The organism is Psychrobacter sp. NG25, from assembly GCF_015234355.1.
In the GTDB taxonomy this organism is placed as follows: domain Bacteria; phylum Pseudomonadota; class Gammaproteobacteria; order Pseudomonadales; family Moraxellaceae; genus Psychrobacter.
In genome coordinates this window covers 167,718-185,793 of the sequence record NZ_JADGMV010000001.1, presented here as the reverse complement: position 1 = coordinate 185,793, position 18,076 = coordinate 167,718, and the positions used below count along the sequence as shown (strand labels likewise).

Annotated in this window: 13 protein-coding genes; 5 read left to right on the top strand and 8 right to left on the bottom strand. The window is 42.8% G+C overall.

Annotated features, from left to right (window positions below):
- Positions 1-2 precede the first annotated feature (2 nt).
- Entirely contained in the window at positions 3-1,073 is a 1,071-nt protein-coding gene (gene epmA, locus IPZ60_RS00750; RefSeq protein WP_194195988.1) for an EF-P lysine aminoacylase EpmA, read from the top strand.
- 104 nt (positions 1,074-1,177) lie between these two features.
- Here epmA and IPZ60_RS00745 read toward each other — a convergent pair whose 3' ends face one another.
- The 6 genes from IPZ60_RS00745 to IPZ60_RS00720 form a co-directional block, all read right to left on the bottom strand.
- Positions 1,178-1,810 (bottom strand): NAD(P)H-binding protein, encoded by a 633-nt coding sequence (locus tag IPZ60_RS00745; protein ID WP_194195987.1) that lies wholly within the window; start codon positions 1,808-1,810, stop codon positions 1,178-1,180.
- A gap of 311 nt (positions 1,811-2,121) precedes the next feature.
- Positions 2,122-2,571, bottom strand: coding sequence for a YaiI/YqxD family protein (locus IPZ60_RS00740; protein ID WP_194195986.1), 450 nt, complete (start codon positions 2,569-2,571; stop codon positions 2,122-2,124).
- A complete protein-coding gene (locus tag IPZ60_RS00735; RefSeq protein ID WP_194195985.1) occupies positions 2,571-3,923 on the bottom strand; it encodes a 5-(carboxyamino)imidazole ribonucleotide synthase in 1,353 nt (450 codons plus the stop codon). The genes IPZ60_RS00740 and IPZ60_RS00735 overlap by 1 nt, the downstream gene beginning before the upstream one ends.
- Before the next feature lie 196 nt (positions 3,924-4,119).
- Entirely contained in the window at positions 4,120-4,680 is a 561-nt protein-coding gene (gene purE / locus IPZ60_RS00730) for a 5-(carboxyamino)imidazole ribonucleotide mutase (protein WP_194195984.1), read from the bottom strand.
- A 99-nt stretch (positions 4,681-4,779) separates the two neighbouring features.
- Positions 4,780-5,745 carry a metallophosphoesterase gene (locus tag IPZ60_RS00725; protein ID WP_194195983.1) on the bottom strand — a complete coding sequence of 322 codons (966 nt, stop codon included), beginning with the start codon at positions 5,743-5,745 and terminating at the stop codon, positions 4,780-4,782.
- Positions 5,746-5,945: 200 nt separating this feature from the next.
- Complete coding sequence (locus tag IPZ60_RS00720; protein WP_194195982.1) at positions 5,946-6,554, bottom strand: rhomboid family intramembrane serine protease; 609 nt, start codon at positions 6,552-6,554, stop codon at positions 5,946-5,948.
- Between the two features lie 443 nt (positions 6,555-6,997).
- Between IPZ60_RS00720 and IPZ60_RS00715 the strand changes: the two genes are divergently transcribed.
- A complete protein-coding gene (locus IPZ60_RS00715; protein WP_194195981.1) occupies positions 6,998-8,593 on the top strand; it encodes a hypothetical protein in 1,596 nt (531 codons plus the stop codon).
- A 476-nt stretch (positions 8,594-9,069) separates the two neighbouring features.
- The gene (locus IPZ60_RS00710; protein WP_194195980.1) at positions 9,070-10,641 is read left to right on the top strand and encodes an OmpA family protein; all 1,572 of its coding nucleotides are present in this window, start codon (positions 9,070-9,072) and stop codon (positions 10,639-10,641) included.
- Between the two features lie 94 nt (positions 10,642-10,735).
- Here IPZ60_RS00710 and nagZ read toward each other — a convergent pair whose 3' ends face one another.
- Complete coding sequence (gene nagZ / locus IPZ60_RS00705; protein ID WP_194195979.1) at positions 10,736-11,821, bottom strand: beta-N-acetylhexosaminidase; 1,086 nt, start codon at positions 11,819-11,821, stop codon at positions 10,736-10,738.
- A 504-nt stretch (positions 11,822-12,325) separates the two neighbouring features.
- Between nagZ and IPZ60_RS00700 the strand changes: the two genes are divergently transcribed.
- Positions 12,326-14,536 (top strand): carboxy terminal-processing peptidase, encoded by a 2,211-nt coding sequence (locus IPZ60_RS00700; RefSeq protein ID WP_194195978.1) that lies wholly within the window; start codon positions 12,326-12,328, stop codon positions 14,534-14,536.
- Positions 14,537-15,059: 523 nt separating this feature from the next.
- Here IPZ60_RS00700 and IPZ60_RS00695 read toward each other — a convergent pair.
- A complete protein-coding gene (locus IPZ60_RS00695) occupies positions 15,060-15,545 on the bottom strand; it encodes a peptidylprolyl isomerase (protein ID WP_194195977.1) in 486 nt (161 codons plus the stop codon).
- Positions 15,546-15,879: 334 nt separating this feature from the next.
- On the opposite strand from IPZ60_RS00695, the gene IPZ60_RS00690 reads away from it, so the two are divergent.
- Positions 15,880-17,910 (top strand): M61 family metallopeptidase, encoded by a 2,031-nt coding sequence (locus IPZ60_RS00690; RefSeq protein ID WP_194195976.1) that lies wholly within the window; start codon positions 15,880-15,882, stop codon positions 17,908-17,910.
- Positions 17,911-18,076 lie beyond the last annotated feature (166 nt).

Here is an 18,076-nt window from a genome sequence, read left to right as displayed (position 1 = left end):
AAATGACTCAAGCAAATAACATTTCTTCGCAGCCTATTACTTCTAAGTCTATTAGTTCTAAGCCTATTAGTTCTAAGCCTAGCTATGCACCGACCATGACATTGGCGATGGCGCAGCAGCGTGCGCAGTTTATGAGTAATATTCGTCAGTTTTTTGCCAAACGACAAGTGTTAGAGGTGCAGACACCGCTACTGTCGCAAGCGGGTAATACGGATACTTTTTTGCAATCAGTTTCTGCACAGGTCACGTATCAAGACAAACCTCAAACCTATTATTTGCATACGTCACCCGAATTCGCTATGAAGCGTTTATTGGCCAGCTGGCAAGTACCTATTTATCAGATTTGCCCTGTTTTTCGAGACAATGAAATAGGTGTGCGGCACAATATCGAATTTACGATGCTCGAATGGTATCAGCCAAACTATAGCCTAGATGATATGGCGACTGAATTGGGCGAGCTATTAGAGGTGCTTTATGGCAATGCGGTCGTCATGAGCCATTACCGTTATGTTGATGCTTTTATGGATTTTGTCGGTATCCATCCACTAACCGCTAGTCTGGCCACACTACAAGCAGTAGCAGAAGATAAAGGCTTAACAGGTTTTGACTTTAATAGTGAGTTGAGCAGTGCAGTAAATACGGAAGAAGACCGTCGCCAGAGCTGGCTAGATTTGTTATTTAGCCATGCGGTTGAGCCAAATTTAGGCCATGATCTACCAACGTTGATTATAGAATATCCGCCAGCGACCGCCGCATTGGCAAAAACAGCTTTAGACAAAGACGGTAATAAAATTGCCAAACGTTTTGAGCTCTATATTAATGGCATTGAGATTGCCAATGCTTATGATGAGTTGGCAGATGGACAAGCGTTAAGAGAACGCTTTGAGCAAGATAACCAATTGCGTCAGCGTCATAACCTGCCGCAAATGCCAATCGATGAGCATTTACTAGCGGCGTCTGATGATTTGGTACCCAGTAGCGGTATTGCAGTTGGTATAGACAGACTGCTAATGGTCATCGCAGGAGCCAGTAGTCTAGAGGAAGTGATTCCGTTCCCAAGCGGTTTGGCATAGTTTTCTACGGAAGATATTGTTACTTTCTTAATAATTTATTTTCAAACGACAGTCATAAAAAAGCGAGTAAGCCTTTCGGCTTACTCGCTTTTTTGCTTCAATAATTATAACTTTGCGATAGCTTCATCAATGGCTGTCTCACCATTTTGCATGCTAAAGACGGTCTTGATGGTATTGTCTGCCTTTAATACAGCTGCCAAAGTAGTGGCGACATCTTCAATCGAATTTTCGCCTGAACTGTCATTATTGACAGTAATTTTACCATTTGCTTCACGCTCTTTTAGCGCGCCTGCCTGTACGATGGTGTAGTCCAAAGTGCTGTTGTTGATTAACCATTGGTCAGCATAGTGTTTACAGATATAGTATTCTTTTAAATCGGCAATTTTATCCCATTTACTGGTATCTAACGAGAATACCGTGCTGAGCATAATATAGCGTTTGATACCTTTGTCTTGCGTCGCTTGAATAGTCTTAACCGCGCCATGTAAGTCTACTTCTAAGACATCTTTGCCACCTGACCCTGCAACAAAATAAACAGCATCAATATCTTTATCAATTTGCTTTTGAATCGCGTCTTTCTCAGCTGTAATGTCTAAGTCTAGCTGGCTATAATTATCATCTTTGAATAGCTTTTCTTCCTGACGGGTAGTACCAATCACTTGATGGTCGTCAGCCAATAACTGCTTAACCAAATCAGTACCGACTCGACCGCTTGCGCCAATTACTAAAATCTTCATAATCATTCCTATTATTATTTACGTTATTTTTGTTCAAAAACTGATGTTTAAAAGCTAAATATAGAGTAACAAAAAAATCGGCACGCTTCGTTATGAAGCGTGCCGATTTAATAGTGTTTGGTTATCAATGTATACGGTTTGCAAGATATAGCTATTCCACTATGAGTATTACGGCGTTAGCCTCGCTTAAAGTATTAGATATACCTCTACACTTGGTTGCCTTGACTCTCTTTTAAACTGAATCAACTAGGCTTTTAAATTGAATCGACTATAGCTAAAAACGTATAACCGAAGAGTAGGATGTCTTAAGATTAACGCACCAATTTATTTAATCCATCAGCAAACGCTTTTTTATCGCGGTCACCATAAGGTTTTTGTCCGCTCATCTCTTGTAGTTCTAATACGCCAGTACCACGCATGGTATCCATAAAATCGCGCATATTGAGCTTTTGCTTGATATTATTTTTATCGTAGACCACACCGCGAGTGGTCAAAACCATGCCGCCCTTGTCCAAAATATCATTGGCTAAGGGTATATCGCTGGTAATGGCCAAGTCACCTGGCTGTATTTGCTCAACGATATAATCGTCCGCTTTATCGAACCCTGACGGCACCACTGTCATAGTGAGCAGTGGTGACTTGCGCAGTTTAATCGACTGGTTGGCGACGAATATCGCCATGGTTTGTGTGCGTTCAGCCGTTTTGATAATCAAATCTTTGGCAATTAGTGGTACTGAATCCGCATCCACCCAAATCTGCATTATTTCTTAGCCTTTTCTGTTTTCGACTTAGCGTTGATAGCTTTATTTGACTTACTATCTTCAATAGCCAATTCTTTACTTTCTACAGTATTGTCAGGGTCAGCCGTGGTTAGACTCGATTCCACTTTTGGCTGGCTATCAATCGGAGAGGGTTTTTTCTCAAGTCCCATCTTATTAGGTAGAGTGGCAACGAGCTTGGCTAAAGCAGGCTCTAAATTGGCCACATCATTTGGCATCAAAGTAATATGCGCAATTTTACGATCGTCACGTTCTTCTTTGTGGTAGCTATGATAGTGCGCACCATCTATATTTAGCACGGCGCTGATATCAGGGTATTGACCCAAGATATTGAGCATAATCGCTGGGTGTACATTATCCGTATCACCCAGTGGTAGGTTGACGACTGCGCGAATATGGTTTTCAAACTGACTGGTAATGGCGCCTTCAATACTCCAATGCCCAGAGTTGTGTACGCGTGGCGCAATTTCATTAGCAAGTAACGCATCATTACCACGCGCGTCTTTGGTCACAAATAACTCCAGTGCCATGACACCAACATAGTCTAAATGGTTCATAAGGGTGGTAATAGCATCGTTCGCTTGCTTAAGCAAATGGCTAGTCCCAACGGCAGGGGCTTGGGTTTTGGCTAAAATACCATGGTGATGATGGTTTTCGACCAAGTCATAGCAACGAACTTGACCGTTTTGCGCACGTGTCGCAATCATAGATACTTCACGGCTAAAGTTAATAAATCCTTCGGCAATCAATGGTGCTGGCGTTGGCGTGAGTGAGCCTTTTCCAGTGACTGCGTCTTTGAGATCTTGCCAAGCAGCTTTAATATCACTGTCTTGTTTGATAACGAACTGACCTTTACCATCATAACCGCCGCGGCTAGTTTTTAAGACGATAGGCAGCCCTAGTTCATCACAAGCTTGCTTTAATTCGGCTTCAGAATTGACAGCCATAAAGGGTACGGTGGCAATATCAAGCGAGTTGAACATCTGCTTTTCTTTTAAGCGATCTTGCGCAATATCAAGCGCAATCAATGGTGGAAACATGCCTTGCTTGCTACCAGACTTCGATAAGGCAGTAAGCTGTTCGACAGTTGCTGTAGGCGTGTTTTCAAACTCGAGCGTAAAAACATCAGCGGCTTCGATAAATGCTTCTAATTGCTCACTGTGAAACACGCGACCATAGAGGCTAGCAGGGCAGTCAGCACTGTCTTCTAAAAACACACATTGGTAGCCTAGGGGCATGGCTGCTTCGGCAAGCATCATACCAAGCTGACCACCGCCTAAAATACCGATGGTACGAATGGTTTGGGTAACAGGATAAGCATTTGCTGTAGTCATGGCAGGCTCTTTGAATAAAAGTGAATAAGGTTTGTGTATATTAAAGTTTAAAAATCAATGGGTAAAAATAGGAAAAGGTGCACTGTATGCACCTTATATCTAGTAAGATTTTCTTGAAAATACAATGTGATAGCTTTTATTTTTGGGCTACCAATATTAAAGACTCTGCTATAAAAGCCAGTCAGTCTATACGCAACTAGGCATTGATAATACCTGGCGTTGGACTAGCAAGAATGGTTTCAGTTTGAGACTGTCGCATCTGATCTAGCTTAATAGCAATCGTGTCATCATGCAAGGCCAAGACTTGAATCGCAAGTAGAGCGGCATTATAAGCACCTGCTGAGCCAATCGCTAATGTTCCAACGGCGACACCTTTCGGCATTTGCACGATAGACAGTAAGCTATCCCAACCGCTGAGCATAGATGACTTTACAGGAACACCAAAGACAGGTAGCGGCGTTTGGCTGGCACACATACCAGGGAGGTGCGCCGCGCCGCCTGCACCAGCGATGATAACTTGTAAGCCGTTACCCTTTGCATTTTTGGCATAATCAAACAGTCTATCAGGCGTACGGTGTGCCGAAACCACTTCGCACTCAAAAGCGATATCAAAATCTGCCAGTAATTGTGCAGCGGCGCTCATGGTCGCCCAATCAGACTGTGAGCCCATGATAATACCAACTTTCGGTTGACCAGCAGGAGAGGTGATAGGTCCGTTTTGCTCAACAGTGTTAACAGTTGCCGATGTGGTGCTCATGCGTTGATATCCTCAAAAAGACCATCATACAAAAATTTAGTCGCCTTCGTAAAGCCAAGTTTACGGTTTAATACGATAGAGGTATCAATATCGCTAATATTACGGGTTTATATGGATATTTTCATCATGGCGATACTGTATGAAGTTGCTGGCTCGTAATGGTAGCGGCTGCTCGGTATCGAGCTGATAGCAGGTAAGATAGCCACTGTCTACTGCCGCCGAATAGTCGGTACAGGCGACTTGTTGGCTCAGTGGTTCGGGCATACCAGTTAACCAATAATGTCCGACAAATACAGGTTTATGCGTCTTTAGGGCAAAGTCGATGTTTTCGGCCATTGCATCTTTTGGTATTTGAGCCATTGCTGATGAAGGCGCACGAGAAATCTCATGCAGTGTGCGCGACTCTAACTCATCAAGCCACCACCGTACCCGCACACGTGAGCGTTCAGTACCTTCCTTATCGACCATGACCAAACCATCAGGCAGAGGGGTTTCTACACCTTTTAATACGCGCTCTAATGCGTCGAATGGAGCAGTGTTTTCTTTGGCGGTGGCGATTAAGCCGTGTGGCGTTAGGCAGTTATTATCGGTCAATGATGGTTTTAGCATCGCCATACTATCTACATCCCAACAGGCATGCACAAAACAAGCGTAGTCAGTTTCAATCCACAATGGAATTTCATATAACCGCTGTAGCCAATATTGATGGCTCTCTGAGCCAAATGGTAGTTCGGCTAAGAATGCTTCATGTTGGCGTGTATGCACCTCATTGTGCGAGCGCAGATATTGAGTAGGACTATCAGGATCAGGTGTGGCAAAAGCCAGCGCATTGTATTCATGGTTGCCCATTACCGCATCAGCCACATCGGCATCTAGCATGGCAAAGACAATCTCTAATGTCGCGACTTGCTGCGACCCGCGGTCGATTAAATCACCGATGAACAGGGCTCGACGACCTGCTGGCGGTATAAAGCACTCACCATTATGAACATACCCTAACTGTAGCAGCAGGCCGACCAGTTTATCTGCATAGCCGTGAATATCACCGATAACATCTATAATCATAATTAACTATCAAATCTTAATATATATAAAGTCGAAGAATACGAAACTGATAAGGCTAGGATAACTACTTTCTACAATGATTTCAGAAAGCTACTATCGTTAAGAGCTATTGTCTTCAAAAGCTATTATCTTTAAAAGCTATGGTAGTTAAAAGTAGTCTTGTGTCATTGGTTATGATCTCCAATCAAAAAGCTATTTATTTAGAAACTAGGAGACAATAGCGCATTGATAAAGTGTGATAATACCCGTGGCTCTAGTACAATCGTCGCTATTACTCCAAATGCTCCACCCCACAAATGTGCCATGTGATTGATATTGGAGCCACCGCGTTTGTCTGCATATATACTATAGGCGACATAAGCGACTGCAAATAAGATAGCAGGGATAGGAATGACCGCAAACAGATAGATTTTTTCCCAAGGTGCTAGCAAAATAAAGGCGAACAATACGGCGGATACACCACCCGAAGCACCAAGACTTAAGTAGCTGGCATTTTTTTTATTCTTAAGGTAGCTTGGAATCATCGCAATGATAATGGCCAATATGTAGAACACCACAAAACCGTAACCGAATAAGAATGACCGATACAATCCTTCAATCGCGCGACCAAAAAAGTACAAGGTAAACATGTTGAAGAGCAGGTGCATGCTATCGGCATGAATAAAACCATGCGTCACAAAACGATCCCATTGACCATTATTTACCGCTGGTGGATAAAAAATAAGTCGATTGAATAACGCTTTATTTTGCCATGCTAATAAGCTGATAATAACGGTAATTATAATGATAAGGGTCGTATGATTGAACAAAGGAAAATCCTTAGGCCGCGCCTGATGTATGACAATGTTATAAATGGCAGTATTATAAATGCTGGCAATGTTCAAAGCCTAAGCGTTACGGCTGAGTAAAAACCTACATATGACCAATAATTAATGATTAAATGTCGAATATTAATAATGAAGTCATACTAACAGTAGTTATGATGATACGAAAACTTATTGTGTGACAAAACAATGCATTTTCAGGCTGTTATAGTGAATAATATAACAATGTATCAGGCAGAATCAGTAATGCTTCGTATAATGACAGTAACTAGTGCTAACAATGATGACTGATAATAAATAAGACTGATGGTGACAGTGCCATCAATGATAGAAGTATGCTAAAAATGACGTCAGTCAGCAGACAAAACCAACACAAAAACTCAATTCTTTTACACGTATAAAGCGAAGGCCGAAAGAGGCAATAATCTATGAGTATTATCGACCAGTTAGAAAAAACCGTTACCCCAGCTGTACTAGGTCAGAGTGATAGCAAAGATAGTGTGGCGCATGTCAGTCTACTTGAGCAGTTTTATGCCATTTTAGCCGCGCGTCTCGCCTTGCCTCAGGTTTACTCGCAATTACTTCGCACGGATCAATTGCTATCGACCAACAATGGCACAGAAACGACATTGTTTAAGCAGCTATGGCAAGATCATGAGATACAGCAGACTATCATCCAAGAGCTCGCCGCTACGCATCATATTGATGAGGCTATGACAGCAGAGTTACTTATCAATTCATCACCACTGGCTTATCGTGAGCTAAAAATATTGGCCAATGGGCAGTTTTTACCAGCATTTTTGCAGGGTGAGCAGGCGGCGCTGCGTCAGTACTTACCGATATGGTCAGCACCTATTATCACCGCCAGTTCAGGTCTGAACAACGAGTCAGGTTCAAAAACAATAGCGGAAGTAAGTCCTGTATTAGAGATTGATACTGTTTTAGATAAATTTGATAAGCCCGATGTAGAGACAAGCGCAACAAGTGCAGTGACAGCAGCTGATATAGATAGCACTGAGACAGAAAGAGCAAATGATGATCTTAGCGCTAACTTGGGTGCCATCCATGCCAACCCGTCAGCACATCATTTGGCAGAAAATAGTAGCATCAAGCAAGCCAAAGTTCGTACCCGTAACCAACGCAATGATTTACTGGTAAAGGTGTTTTTATTAGTCCTAGCCATTGCTGCTATGGCGCTGGCCGCTTGGGCGTTATTAATCAAGCCTAACAACGTACCACCTGTAGAGCCCATTGCGACAGTACCTGTTGTCGCAGCGCCTGCACCACCTGTAGAAGTATTGACGCCAGTTGAGCTAACTGTGGGAATGGATAATAGCGGAGGACTCACTAGCTGTAGCGCCGTCGTTGGTGATGAAGCGCTACAGAATGCATTGCAACAAGCATTTAATACCAGTTTTGGTCAGCAAGCGAGCACTTGTGAGTTGACAGTGCGGGCAGGCGTCGCCAATAGTGTGGCGAATCTACCGACGGAGATGCTGCCTAATATTTTAAACATGCTCAGAGCGGTACCATTTGCACGTCTAGAATTACAGAATGATCGCCTCACGTTAGCAGCGCCAGATAGTACTTTATTACAACGGCTGGTCACGGACATCCGCACATTAGCACCAGCGATGCTAATAGAAAGCAAGGAGCCACTGCCATTACCTGACAATGGCAATAATGGCAACAATGACAGCGTGAACGGTATGTCAGGAATGAATGAGATGGGTGATCAGTTTGTAAACGGTGAGGCTGCTTTAAATAATCAGTATGGTAACGGTGATAGCAATGGCGGTTTTGGAGAGTTCCAAGCAGCAGATGACAACACTGGCGATCGTATGTTGCCAGCCCCTAATAGTGGTATGAACAATAATGCTATGAATGAGTCTGTTAATAATACTCGTAATATTCCTAGCAATACGCCTACGAATAGCCGACCATCAGGTCCTTTTTCAGAATCAGAAGTAGACGAGATGGCAAGTACGATTATCATGGCTGAGCCTGCCCAAGTTAGGAACTAAGGGGTTTGATAATAAGCGGTGTTTGATTGTTCTCATTCTATGATTAACAATTTAGGTGGATGAGCAATATGTGGTGGTATGAGTTTCTCGTACCACCATTTTTTTATCTAAGGTGCTGTGTGATACTGGATATTGTGTGATATAGGTTTATATGTGACAGTGGCGACCTTACCTAACGTATCATTCGCACAACAACGTGTTGATTGTTAAAGCTGATTTAATACTTTTATAATAATGAAAAACTGAATCTACTCATCAAATTAGGATGATGCTAACTATAGTTGATTCAGCTTAAAAGAGAGACAAGGCGGCCGAGTGCAGATGTATATGTAATACTTCAAGCGAAGTGAACGCTGTGACCCTTTTATAGAGAATTAACTATATTGTGGTTTCTATCTATCATCAAAATCTTATCTAACAATATTTTTAAGTATTTTAAGCCTATAATCAGGTATTAATAAATAGGGAGTTATATTATGGATATTACCAGTCATTTGACCCGAACAGTAAGTCCAGCAGTATTGGAGGATGATCGTAGCCCAGCTAAAAAAAATCTACTTGAGCAGTTCTACGCTATTTTTGCTGCCCGCCTAGCGGATAATGCTACCTATGACCGTTTTGCCAATGAGAGTATTACTCGTGATGATCAAGAGTTCTATGATCGTGTGTGGACAGACAGCTCGCAACGTGATCAAATCGCTCGTGAGCTAGCAGGTAAGCACAATGTCGATGCGACAGCCTCTCGCGGACTCATTGCTATGGCCGCGCCACTTGCTTTTCATGAAATAAAAAGCTTGGCAGGTACCACGCCTGTACCACAATTTTTACATGATAATCTAGACAGCTATCAGCACCACATTCCTACATGGGCAAGCGCTGTCTTACCAGTCAGTACCTTGGCCGCTGAGCCTGCGGTTGAAGTGCCTGTTTCTAATACAGCTACTACAGAACCATTGCCACGTGAAGACGAGCCAAAAGACAGCTTTTTGAAAGCGCTACTACCAATTATTGGCTTGATTATTTTGGGTGCATTGGCTTGGGCCTTACTACGTGGTTGCCAAGAAAACCCCGAGCCTGTCGCTACACCAGCGATGGCGCAGCAAGTTGCTGGTGTCAGCAATGTAGAGCTTGCTTCATTGCGTATTGCCACTGATGAAAACAGCGAATTGTACGCTTGCCGGATGAGCGTGGGTGATGAGACGTTGCAGACCAACATGATGAATGCACTCACGGCTGCATTTGGTGATGAAGCCAATAAATGCCGTGCTGATGTCGATGATAAATTTGCGATAGATATGCCGGCCACAGCTCAGCTGACGACCATTTTGCCTATTCTCAAAAATGTTCCAAATGCGAGCATGCTGATCGAAGGCGATACTATCACCGTTAATACGTCTGATGTACTAGCACTGGACCAGCTGATCGCTGACTTAAAAGCAGCTGCTCCAGCCATGAAGGTACAAGCAGAAAGACCGTTAGACTTAAAAAATGAGATAGAAAGTAGTTTGTTTGCTGCAAATAATGCTATGAAAAATCTTGGTGACAATCCCGATCCAAGTGATGTGGCTCGTGCGCTAAGTATTCAGGTTATCAATTTTACTGTAGATGACGCGACACTTCCTGAGGTCAATAAAGAGTTGCTTGACCGTGCTGCTAAAATTATTAGCGAAGCACCGGATATAAAACTGATGATTGTCGGTCATACAGATGGTCAAGCATCAGATGACTATAATAACCAGTTGTCTCTTGCACGTGCTGAATCTGTCAAACAGTACTTGGTTTCTAAAGGTGTTGATGCCAATAAACTCACAGTAAAAGGCATGGGCGAATCAGAACCTATCGCTGATAACTCAACCGAACAGGGTCGTTTTCACAACCGCCGTATTGAGTTTGTCGTTGATGATCAGTCTACTGGTGCAAACGATGGAATGATTATTGGTAATGATGCGCTTGACCCAGACTTGAATCCACTGGATAGTGATAACGATGACTTATTGCCTGACGGTGATGATGCGACTCAAGGTACGGCAGTAGATCCAGCCAATTAATTGATATCAGTTCGATTAAAACGCTATTGATGATAAAAAACCGCACCTTGATAAGGTGCGGTTTTTTAATTGGTTGTTTATAAATTATAGATAGCTATTTATAGTCAGTAGGATCTTTTGGCTCATTGGTATTATTAGATGTTTGCTCATCAGCTTGAGGATTAAAAAAGGCCTGAGTCACATTTTGCTTGGCCTGTTGCCAATACTCAAACTGCTGGCAAGTAGATTCCAGATCCCCTTGCCATACTGGTATGTCACCACACATGGTTTTGATGCGGTTTTGATTGGGATAAGGTAGGTCTTGAGCTGCTTGAGCCGCTTCATGTGCTGCGACTCGATCATTGCAAACCAGTGCAATGTCACACCCTGCCTCAATCGCCGCCTTTACACGTGCACTGATATCGCCTGCTGCTTGGGCACCTGCCATGCATAGATCGTCAGAGAACAAAACACCATCAAAATCAAGCTGATTACGAATGATGTCTTTTAGCCAAATTTTAGAAAATCCTGCTGGCTTATCATCGACTTGTGAAAAAATAACATGGGCAGGCATTAACGCATCAAGCGATGTGAGCGTTTGCGCAAAAGGCTGCATATCACTATTCATAATCTCGTCAAGACTACGTGTATCGATGGCCTCAGCCACGTGTGAATCAGGCGCAACTGCACCGTGTCCTGGGAAATGCTTGCCTGTGGTTGCCATACCTGCCGTTTTCATGCCGCGCATAAACTGTGTCGCTAGGGCAGTGATCGCTTGTGGTTCATTGTGAAAGCTGCGATCACCAATAACTTGACTGATACCATCTCTATCAAGCACTGGTGCAAAACTGAGGTCGATACCCACGGCCAATACTTCTGTCGCCATTAGATAGCCACAATCATAAGCAAGGCTCAGCGCAAGGCTAGGGTCTTGGTTGAATAATTCACCAAGCTTGCCCATCGCTGGCAAAGGGGTGAAGCCATGGCGCAGACGCGCGACCCGACCGCCTTCTTGGTCGACACCGATTAATATATCAGGGTTGTGATAGCGTATGTCATCGCACAAGGATCGCACTTGCGCAGCATCGGCCACGTTTCGAGCAAATAAAATTACTCCGCCAACTTGTGCCTGTTTGAGTAAACTAACATCTTCAGCAGTCAGTGCGGTACTATCGATATCAATCATTAAGACGCCGTACATTGCGTAATCCTTATGGTGTTATATATTGTTATATGATGGGTAGCGCTAAAAGTAGCAAGTGATGAATCAGAACTGTCTTATTATGACAGCTATTATTAATTGAGCATAATGTGGCACAGGTATCGACTCAAATAAATTTTTGGATAGCCATTAGAGCAGTACCAACATGTCCAAATAATGATGCACAACAAATATCATAGAAAGTTTGGTATGTGCAGGTGTAGCGTGTAATATTGCTTATACAGTTTGAGACAGTCGAACCATAATGCTCATGATAATATTGATTGATTTTGAACACTATTTGAACATTGTATTGGCAGTTTTTGACAAAGTTTAGAGGCTATTATTAGGACGCTGTAATCGTAAGATGTCTACCAAGCATTATCAGTAACAAATATTTTAACGTACAGAAGAGATGAAATTTATAGGTAGCGAGATATTTAAGCACTTTTGATCTTTATAAAACAAATAATATTATTAACGCAAAATAACTAGGGATATATGATGAAAAAACAACCAGCACAGTGGTTACTCAGTGCAGCGTCAGTGGGCATCGCTGGTATTATTCTTACCCAGAGCTATGGCACGGCAGTCGCCGATACCAACACTGAAAGCTTCGTACAAACTCCCGAACAAAAAGTCACCACTCGCCAAGTAGCGGCATTGCTGGACCGTAGTCATTATCTGAATCAGCCGCTCGACAGCAAAACGGGTAGCGAGATTCTGTCCATGTATATTGATAGCCTTGATCCAAACCATACGCTATTTCTACAGTCTGATGTCGACGAGTTTAAGAAAAAATATGCCGATGACTTCGGTGCTCGTCTCAAACAGGGTGATTTATCTGCAGGCGTATATGTTTTCGAGCGATATCGCAAACGTTCAAATGAGTATTTTGCGATGGCAAGTAAAATGCTAAAAACGAAGATCGACTTGACTGGCAATGACACCATTGTGCTCGACCGTGAAAAACTCAATCATTTCAAAACCAAGAAAGAGCAGCGTGATTATTGGGCGCGCCAGTTAAAGTTTAGTTTAATGAGTATCACACTGGGTCAAGAAGACGAAAAAGCTAAAGAAGAAGTGTTTTTGAGTAATCCAGATATTACGCGTGGACAAGATCTGGTTCGCAATGATCAGCGTACCCCGAGCGAAATTTTACAAAACCGTTTATCGCGTCAGCAAGAGCAGTCAAAACGCCTTACCAACGATGAAATCATGGAAACGGTCCTAAATACAGCAATGCTGACTTACGATCCACACAGTAATTACTATGCACCTATTCAGGCGACTGAGCTACAGATTCAATCTAGTTTACAACTAGAAGGGATTGGCGTTTCTATCCGTCCAGACCGTAAAAATCCAGATTATACCCGTATTGTCACTTTAGTAGATGGCGGTCCAGCGGCTAAATCTGGACAAATCAAGCCTAATGATTTGATCGTTGGTATCGCAAAAGACGGTGAAACCATGACCGATGTGGTTGGCTGGTCAACGCGTGAGATTGTGAGTTTAATTCGTGGTAAGCGCGGAACCTCAGTGACTATCAAAGTACGACAGCCTAATACTCCTGATGCTAGCGCCCGTAACGTCACGGTCGTCCGTGATATTATTAAACAAGAAGAGTCAGGTGTTACCCATCGCGTTGTAGAAGTACAGCGTCCTAATATTGATAAAACACCAAAACGCATTGGTGTTCTTGAGATTCCAAGTTTTTATCTGAATTATCAAGCCCGCCGTAACGGTGAAGATTATCGTAGCGTTAGTATTGATACTGAAAAAGCATTAAAAGAGCTCAATAAAGAAAACATTGATGGTTTGGTTGTTGATCTACGTAATAACCCAGGTGGCTCATTAGATGAAGTTGCTAGAATGCTTGGCTTCTTTATTAAGAGCGGGCCGATGGTACAAATTCGTGACAATCGCGGCAATATTCAAGTCTACCGTGACGATGATGGTGGCGAGCAACTTTATAGTGGCAACATGACGGTCATTACCAACTTAGCATCTGCATCAGCCAGTGAGATATTTGCGGCTGCTATTCAAGATTATGGTCGTGGTCTGGTCGTCGGTAGTACGACGACAGGTAAAGGCTCTGCCCAAATTCAATTGGATAGTTTGGCGCTAGGCTCAGCCACTTTAACGCAGCGTAAATTTTACCGTATTACTGGTGGTAGTACGCAGAATAAAGGCGTGGTGCCTGATGTTGAACTGGTCAATATCTATGATGATGCTACCTTTGGTGAGCGCGCACAGAAAAAAGCCTTACCGTGGGATACTATCAAAACAGCCCCTTATAAGCCTGAAGGCAAGTTTACCAACGATACATTAGCGACACTCAATCAACAATCCAAAATCCGTCAAGAGCAAAATCCACAGTTTGTTTATTTATCAGCGCTAAATGATATTCGTGATATGGAAGATGAGAAAAAACCTATTCAGCTAGATATCAATAGTCGCCGCGCCAAAATGCAACTGATTGAAAAACGTTCGTTGGAAGCTGAGAACAAACGTCTTATCGCAACTGGTGAGCGTCCTTATGCCAATTGGAATACTTATCAAGCGGCAATGGATGCAAAATTTGAAGAACGCAGTCGCATGAAGGCTAGTGAACGTCCAGAGTTACCTGAAGACGAAGCCTTCATCGATGAAGCTGCTTATGTCATGCTGAGCGCTGAACCGAAAGCGTTGCTTAGTCCTCAAGAGAAGCTATAAATAACAGTGCTGTGAATGACAAAAATGTATGATTCAATCCATGTAAGCATATGCTTACATGGATTGACGTTTATACCTCTTACTAACCATGGGTCAATCTGCGATTATAACTGTACGGCACGGCTGAACGAAAAGGTTCATTGGTACTAGGGATTGGTATCTTACAAGTCGCATCAAGGATAGGTGGTTTGCTGGTTAGGGATGATAGGGCTGGATGCCCGAATAGTTACAAGATGCCCCGGGATTAGGTATCTTATAACGATGACATGGATGGTTAGTGATAAAAGCCGCATAACGCTTGTCGTTATGCGGCTTTGTTACGTTTGGAGGATAGTAATCGATAGATTTTGGCTGAAGACCTATTGTACGGTATACAGTCTCAGCAGTATTTATTATAAATTGTGGGTATAAAAACAATCAAAAAAAAGGGTCAGTAGCGATGGCTACTGACCCTTTTTAAATGAAACGATAGTCACATTGGTAACTTATCGCCTCATCCTTTCTTACTTTTCTCTAGAAGAGATTAGTGCTCAACGCCACCAGCACCATGTACATGGCCATGGTTTAGCTCGTCTTCAGTTGCTGCACGTACTTCTTGGATTTCAACATCAAACGTCAAACGCTTACCAGCCAATGGATGGTTTGCATCAACGGTTACTTCTTCGTCGTTTACAGCAGTAACGGTAACTAGCATTACTTGGCCACCAGCTTCTGACTGAAACTGCATACCAGGCTGGATATCTTCAACGCCTTGGAAGTTGTCACGTGGTACGTGCTGTACAGCTTGCTCTTGATACTCGCCGTAACCATCAGCAGGTTCAACAACTGCATTGACTTGTTCGCCAGCAGACTTACCTTCTAGCTGTTGCTCTAGGCCTGGGATGATGTTGCTATGGCCATGCAAATAAGCAAGTGGTTGACCTTCTGGTGATTGGTCAAGAATGTTGCCTTCGTCGTCTTTTAGTGTGTAATTGAATTTGACGGCGGTATCTTTTGCGATAGTAGTCATAAATTATCCTAAATATATCTGTGTAAAAAATTAAATACGGTTGCAATAAACCTAAAAAATCCAATTAGCAGGCCAAATAGCCACGTCATGAGTCAATTATCATCAGTTTATTAAAGTAACTTTAGCAGTTAGCATCTTTAATTGAGATGGCACATATAACTTTCAAGGTAAAAATAAGAAAAAATGCCATTTAATCTTAATAAATATCGCATTTTATCTAAATAAACGCTGTTTTAAGCAGTTTAGGGTGAGCTATCGGGTATTCGTAGTTTGGCGGTTGCGTTTTTGGGTAAGGGCTTCTAACATAATGATAAAAACAAGGATGAAAAAAACGATGACTTCTGTTACCAATACTGCAAATAACCAATTCATAGATAGTAATACCAACAATAATGATGTGAACAATACCAACGTAATCGCTGATATCAGTTATCGCTTCAATTTTGATCGTTTCTTTGAGCATTTGATCGATGTGTCGCTGAGCTTTACAGCAACGGCTAATTCTCCTCAACTTTGGTTGCCAGCGTGGATACCGGGTAGTTATCTGATGCGTGAGTTTGCACGTAACATTACCACCGTGCACTATCAGGTGTTAGATAGTCAAGCAACGGATAGTGGCATACCACTTGAGACCTATCGTGCGCAGAAAATAGACAAACATACTTGGCAGCTACCACAAGTGCAGGCAGGGCAGACAGTAGAGGTTCACTATGAAGTGTACTGTTATGATCTATCGGTACGTACTGCCTATGTTGATCAGCAGCGCTTATACGGCAATTTTACCTCGCTTGCACTAGCAGTTGAGGGGCAAGAGCATACGCCTGTCAATGTGAGCTTACTCATTCCGGCCACGTTTTTTACAGATAAAGAAGAAGCGCGTGTCGTTCTAGCATCTGGTTTGAACTTTACCCATCTAAAACTCGACGGTCAGCATGCTTACGGGCTACAAGCAGATAGCTATCACGAGCTGATTGATTATCCTTTTGAAATCGCAGAACAAGATAAGTTTGATTTTATTATTCAAGATAACGAACATCAGACGCTACACCATAGTTTTTACCTCGCTGGTAAGCATAACGCCAATATGGGCAGATTGCAGCAAGATATTACTCAGATTTGCCAGACGTATTTAGGCTGGCTAGGTGATGCACCTTTCCATGATTACACATTTATGACGTTTGCCAGTGGTCAAGATTACGGTGGCCTTGAGCATATCAATTCTACCAGCTTGATCACCCCGCGCCGTGACTTGCCAAGTATCAATGAGCCAAAAATACCCAATACAGATTATCAGCGCTTTTTGGGTTTATGCAGCCATGAATATTTTCATTCATGGTGGGTTAAGACCGTACGTCCTGATGTCATGCTTGAGGTTGATTTGCGCCGTGAGGCTTTCACGCCGTTACTTTGGGTGTTTGAGGGTTTTACGTCCTATATCGATGACTTTATGTTGCAAGCATCAGGTGTGATTGACAAAACAAGCTATCTCAAGCTATTGGCTGAGCAAATCAATCGCTACTATCAAACCGATGGCCGTGCGTATCAAAGTGTCGCAGAGTCGAGCTTTGATGCTTGGATTAAGTTATATCGCAATGACGAAAATACGGGTAATGCAGGTATCAGCTATTATAATAAAGGGGCACTGGTTGCGTTATGTTTGGATTTGACGCTGCTACAAAAGAGCGATGGTCGCTATCGTTTGTTTGATGTGGTCAAGGCCTTTTATACTCAAGCCAAGCAAAACGATAACCAACGTGTTGGCATCAGTAGTGCTGATATGGGTGCGGTCATTGGGCAGTTTATGCCATTAGCGGATTGGGAGGATTTTGAGCATCGCTATGTCAACGGTGTTGAAGAGTTACCGATTGAAGCGCTGTTGGCTGCCAATGGTACTAAGATGCGTACTAATACCAAAGAGACTTCTGATAAGCATGTACCGTGGGGTATGCGTTGTACTGAAACACCCGCCGGATTAAAGGTCAATCGCGTGCAGCGTGATAGCGTGGCTGCCAGAGCTGGGATTTCAGCGCACGATATCATTGTGGCGATTGATGGCATCAAAGCCGATAGTAGACAGTTGGCATCGTTTAGTAGTGCTGCACAGAATGTTGAATGTTACTTGTTTCGCCGTGATGAGTTGATGTGTGTCAACGTACTGCCAAAAGCAGCTATGGAAGTAACACCGTCAGCCAGTGCTGATGGTAGTACGAATAATATTACTGAAAAAGCATTCCCGCATAAAGTAAGCTTGCACTTAGCAAAAAATGATACATCGTCAAGAGCCAGTGATGAGCATTCTTCAGATAATGCGGGCTGGCAAGCGTGGCTAAATGCGATAGAGCGTTATCAGAATCAAGGGCATTGAGTTGAGTGCATTAATTTAAGGTTATTGATTTTAGCCACTCTGCCTAAGTATTCAGTTTGAGAATTCATAGAAAATAAAAACCTCTGCTAAATGATTATATTTAGCAGAGGTTTTGCGTCATACATTATCAGTATATTTTGAGGTTTTCTTAAAATATCAGAAGTAA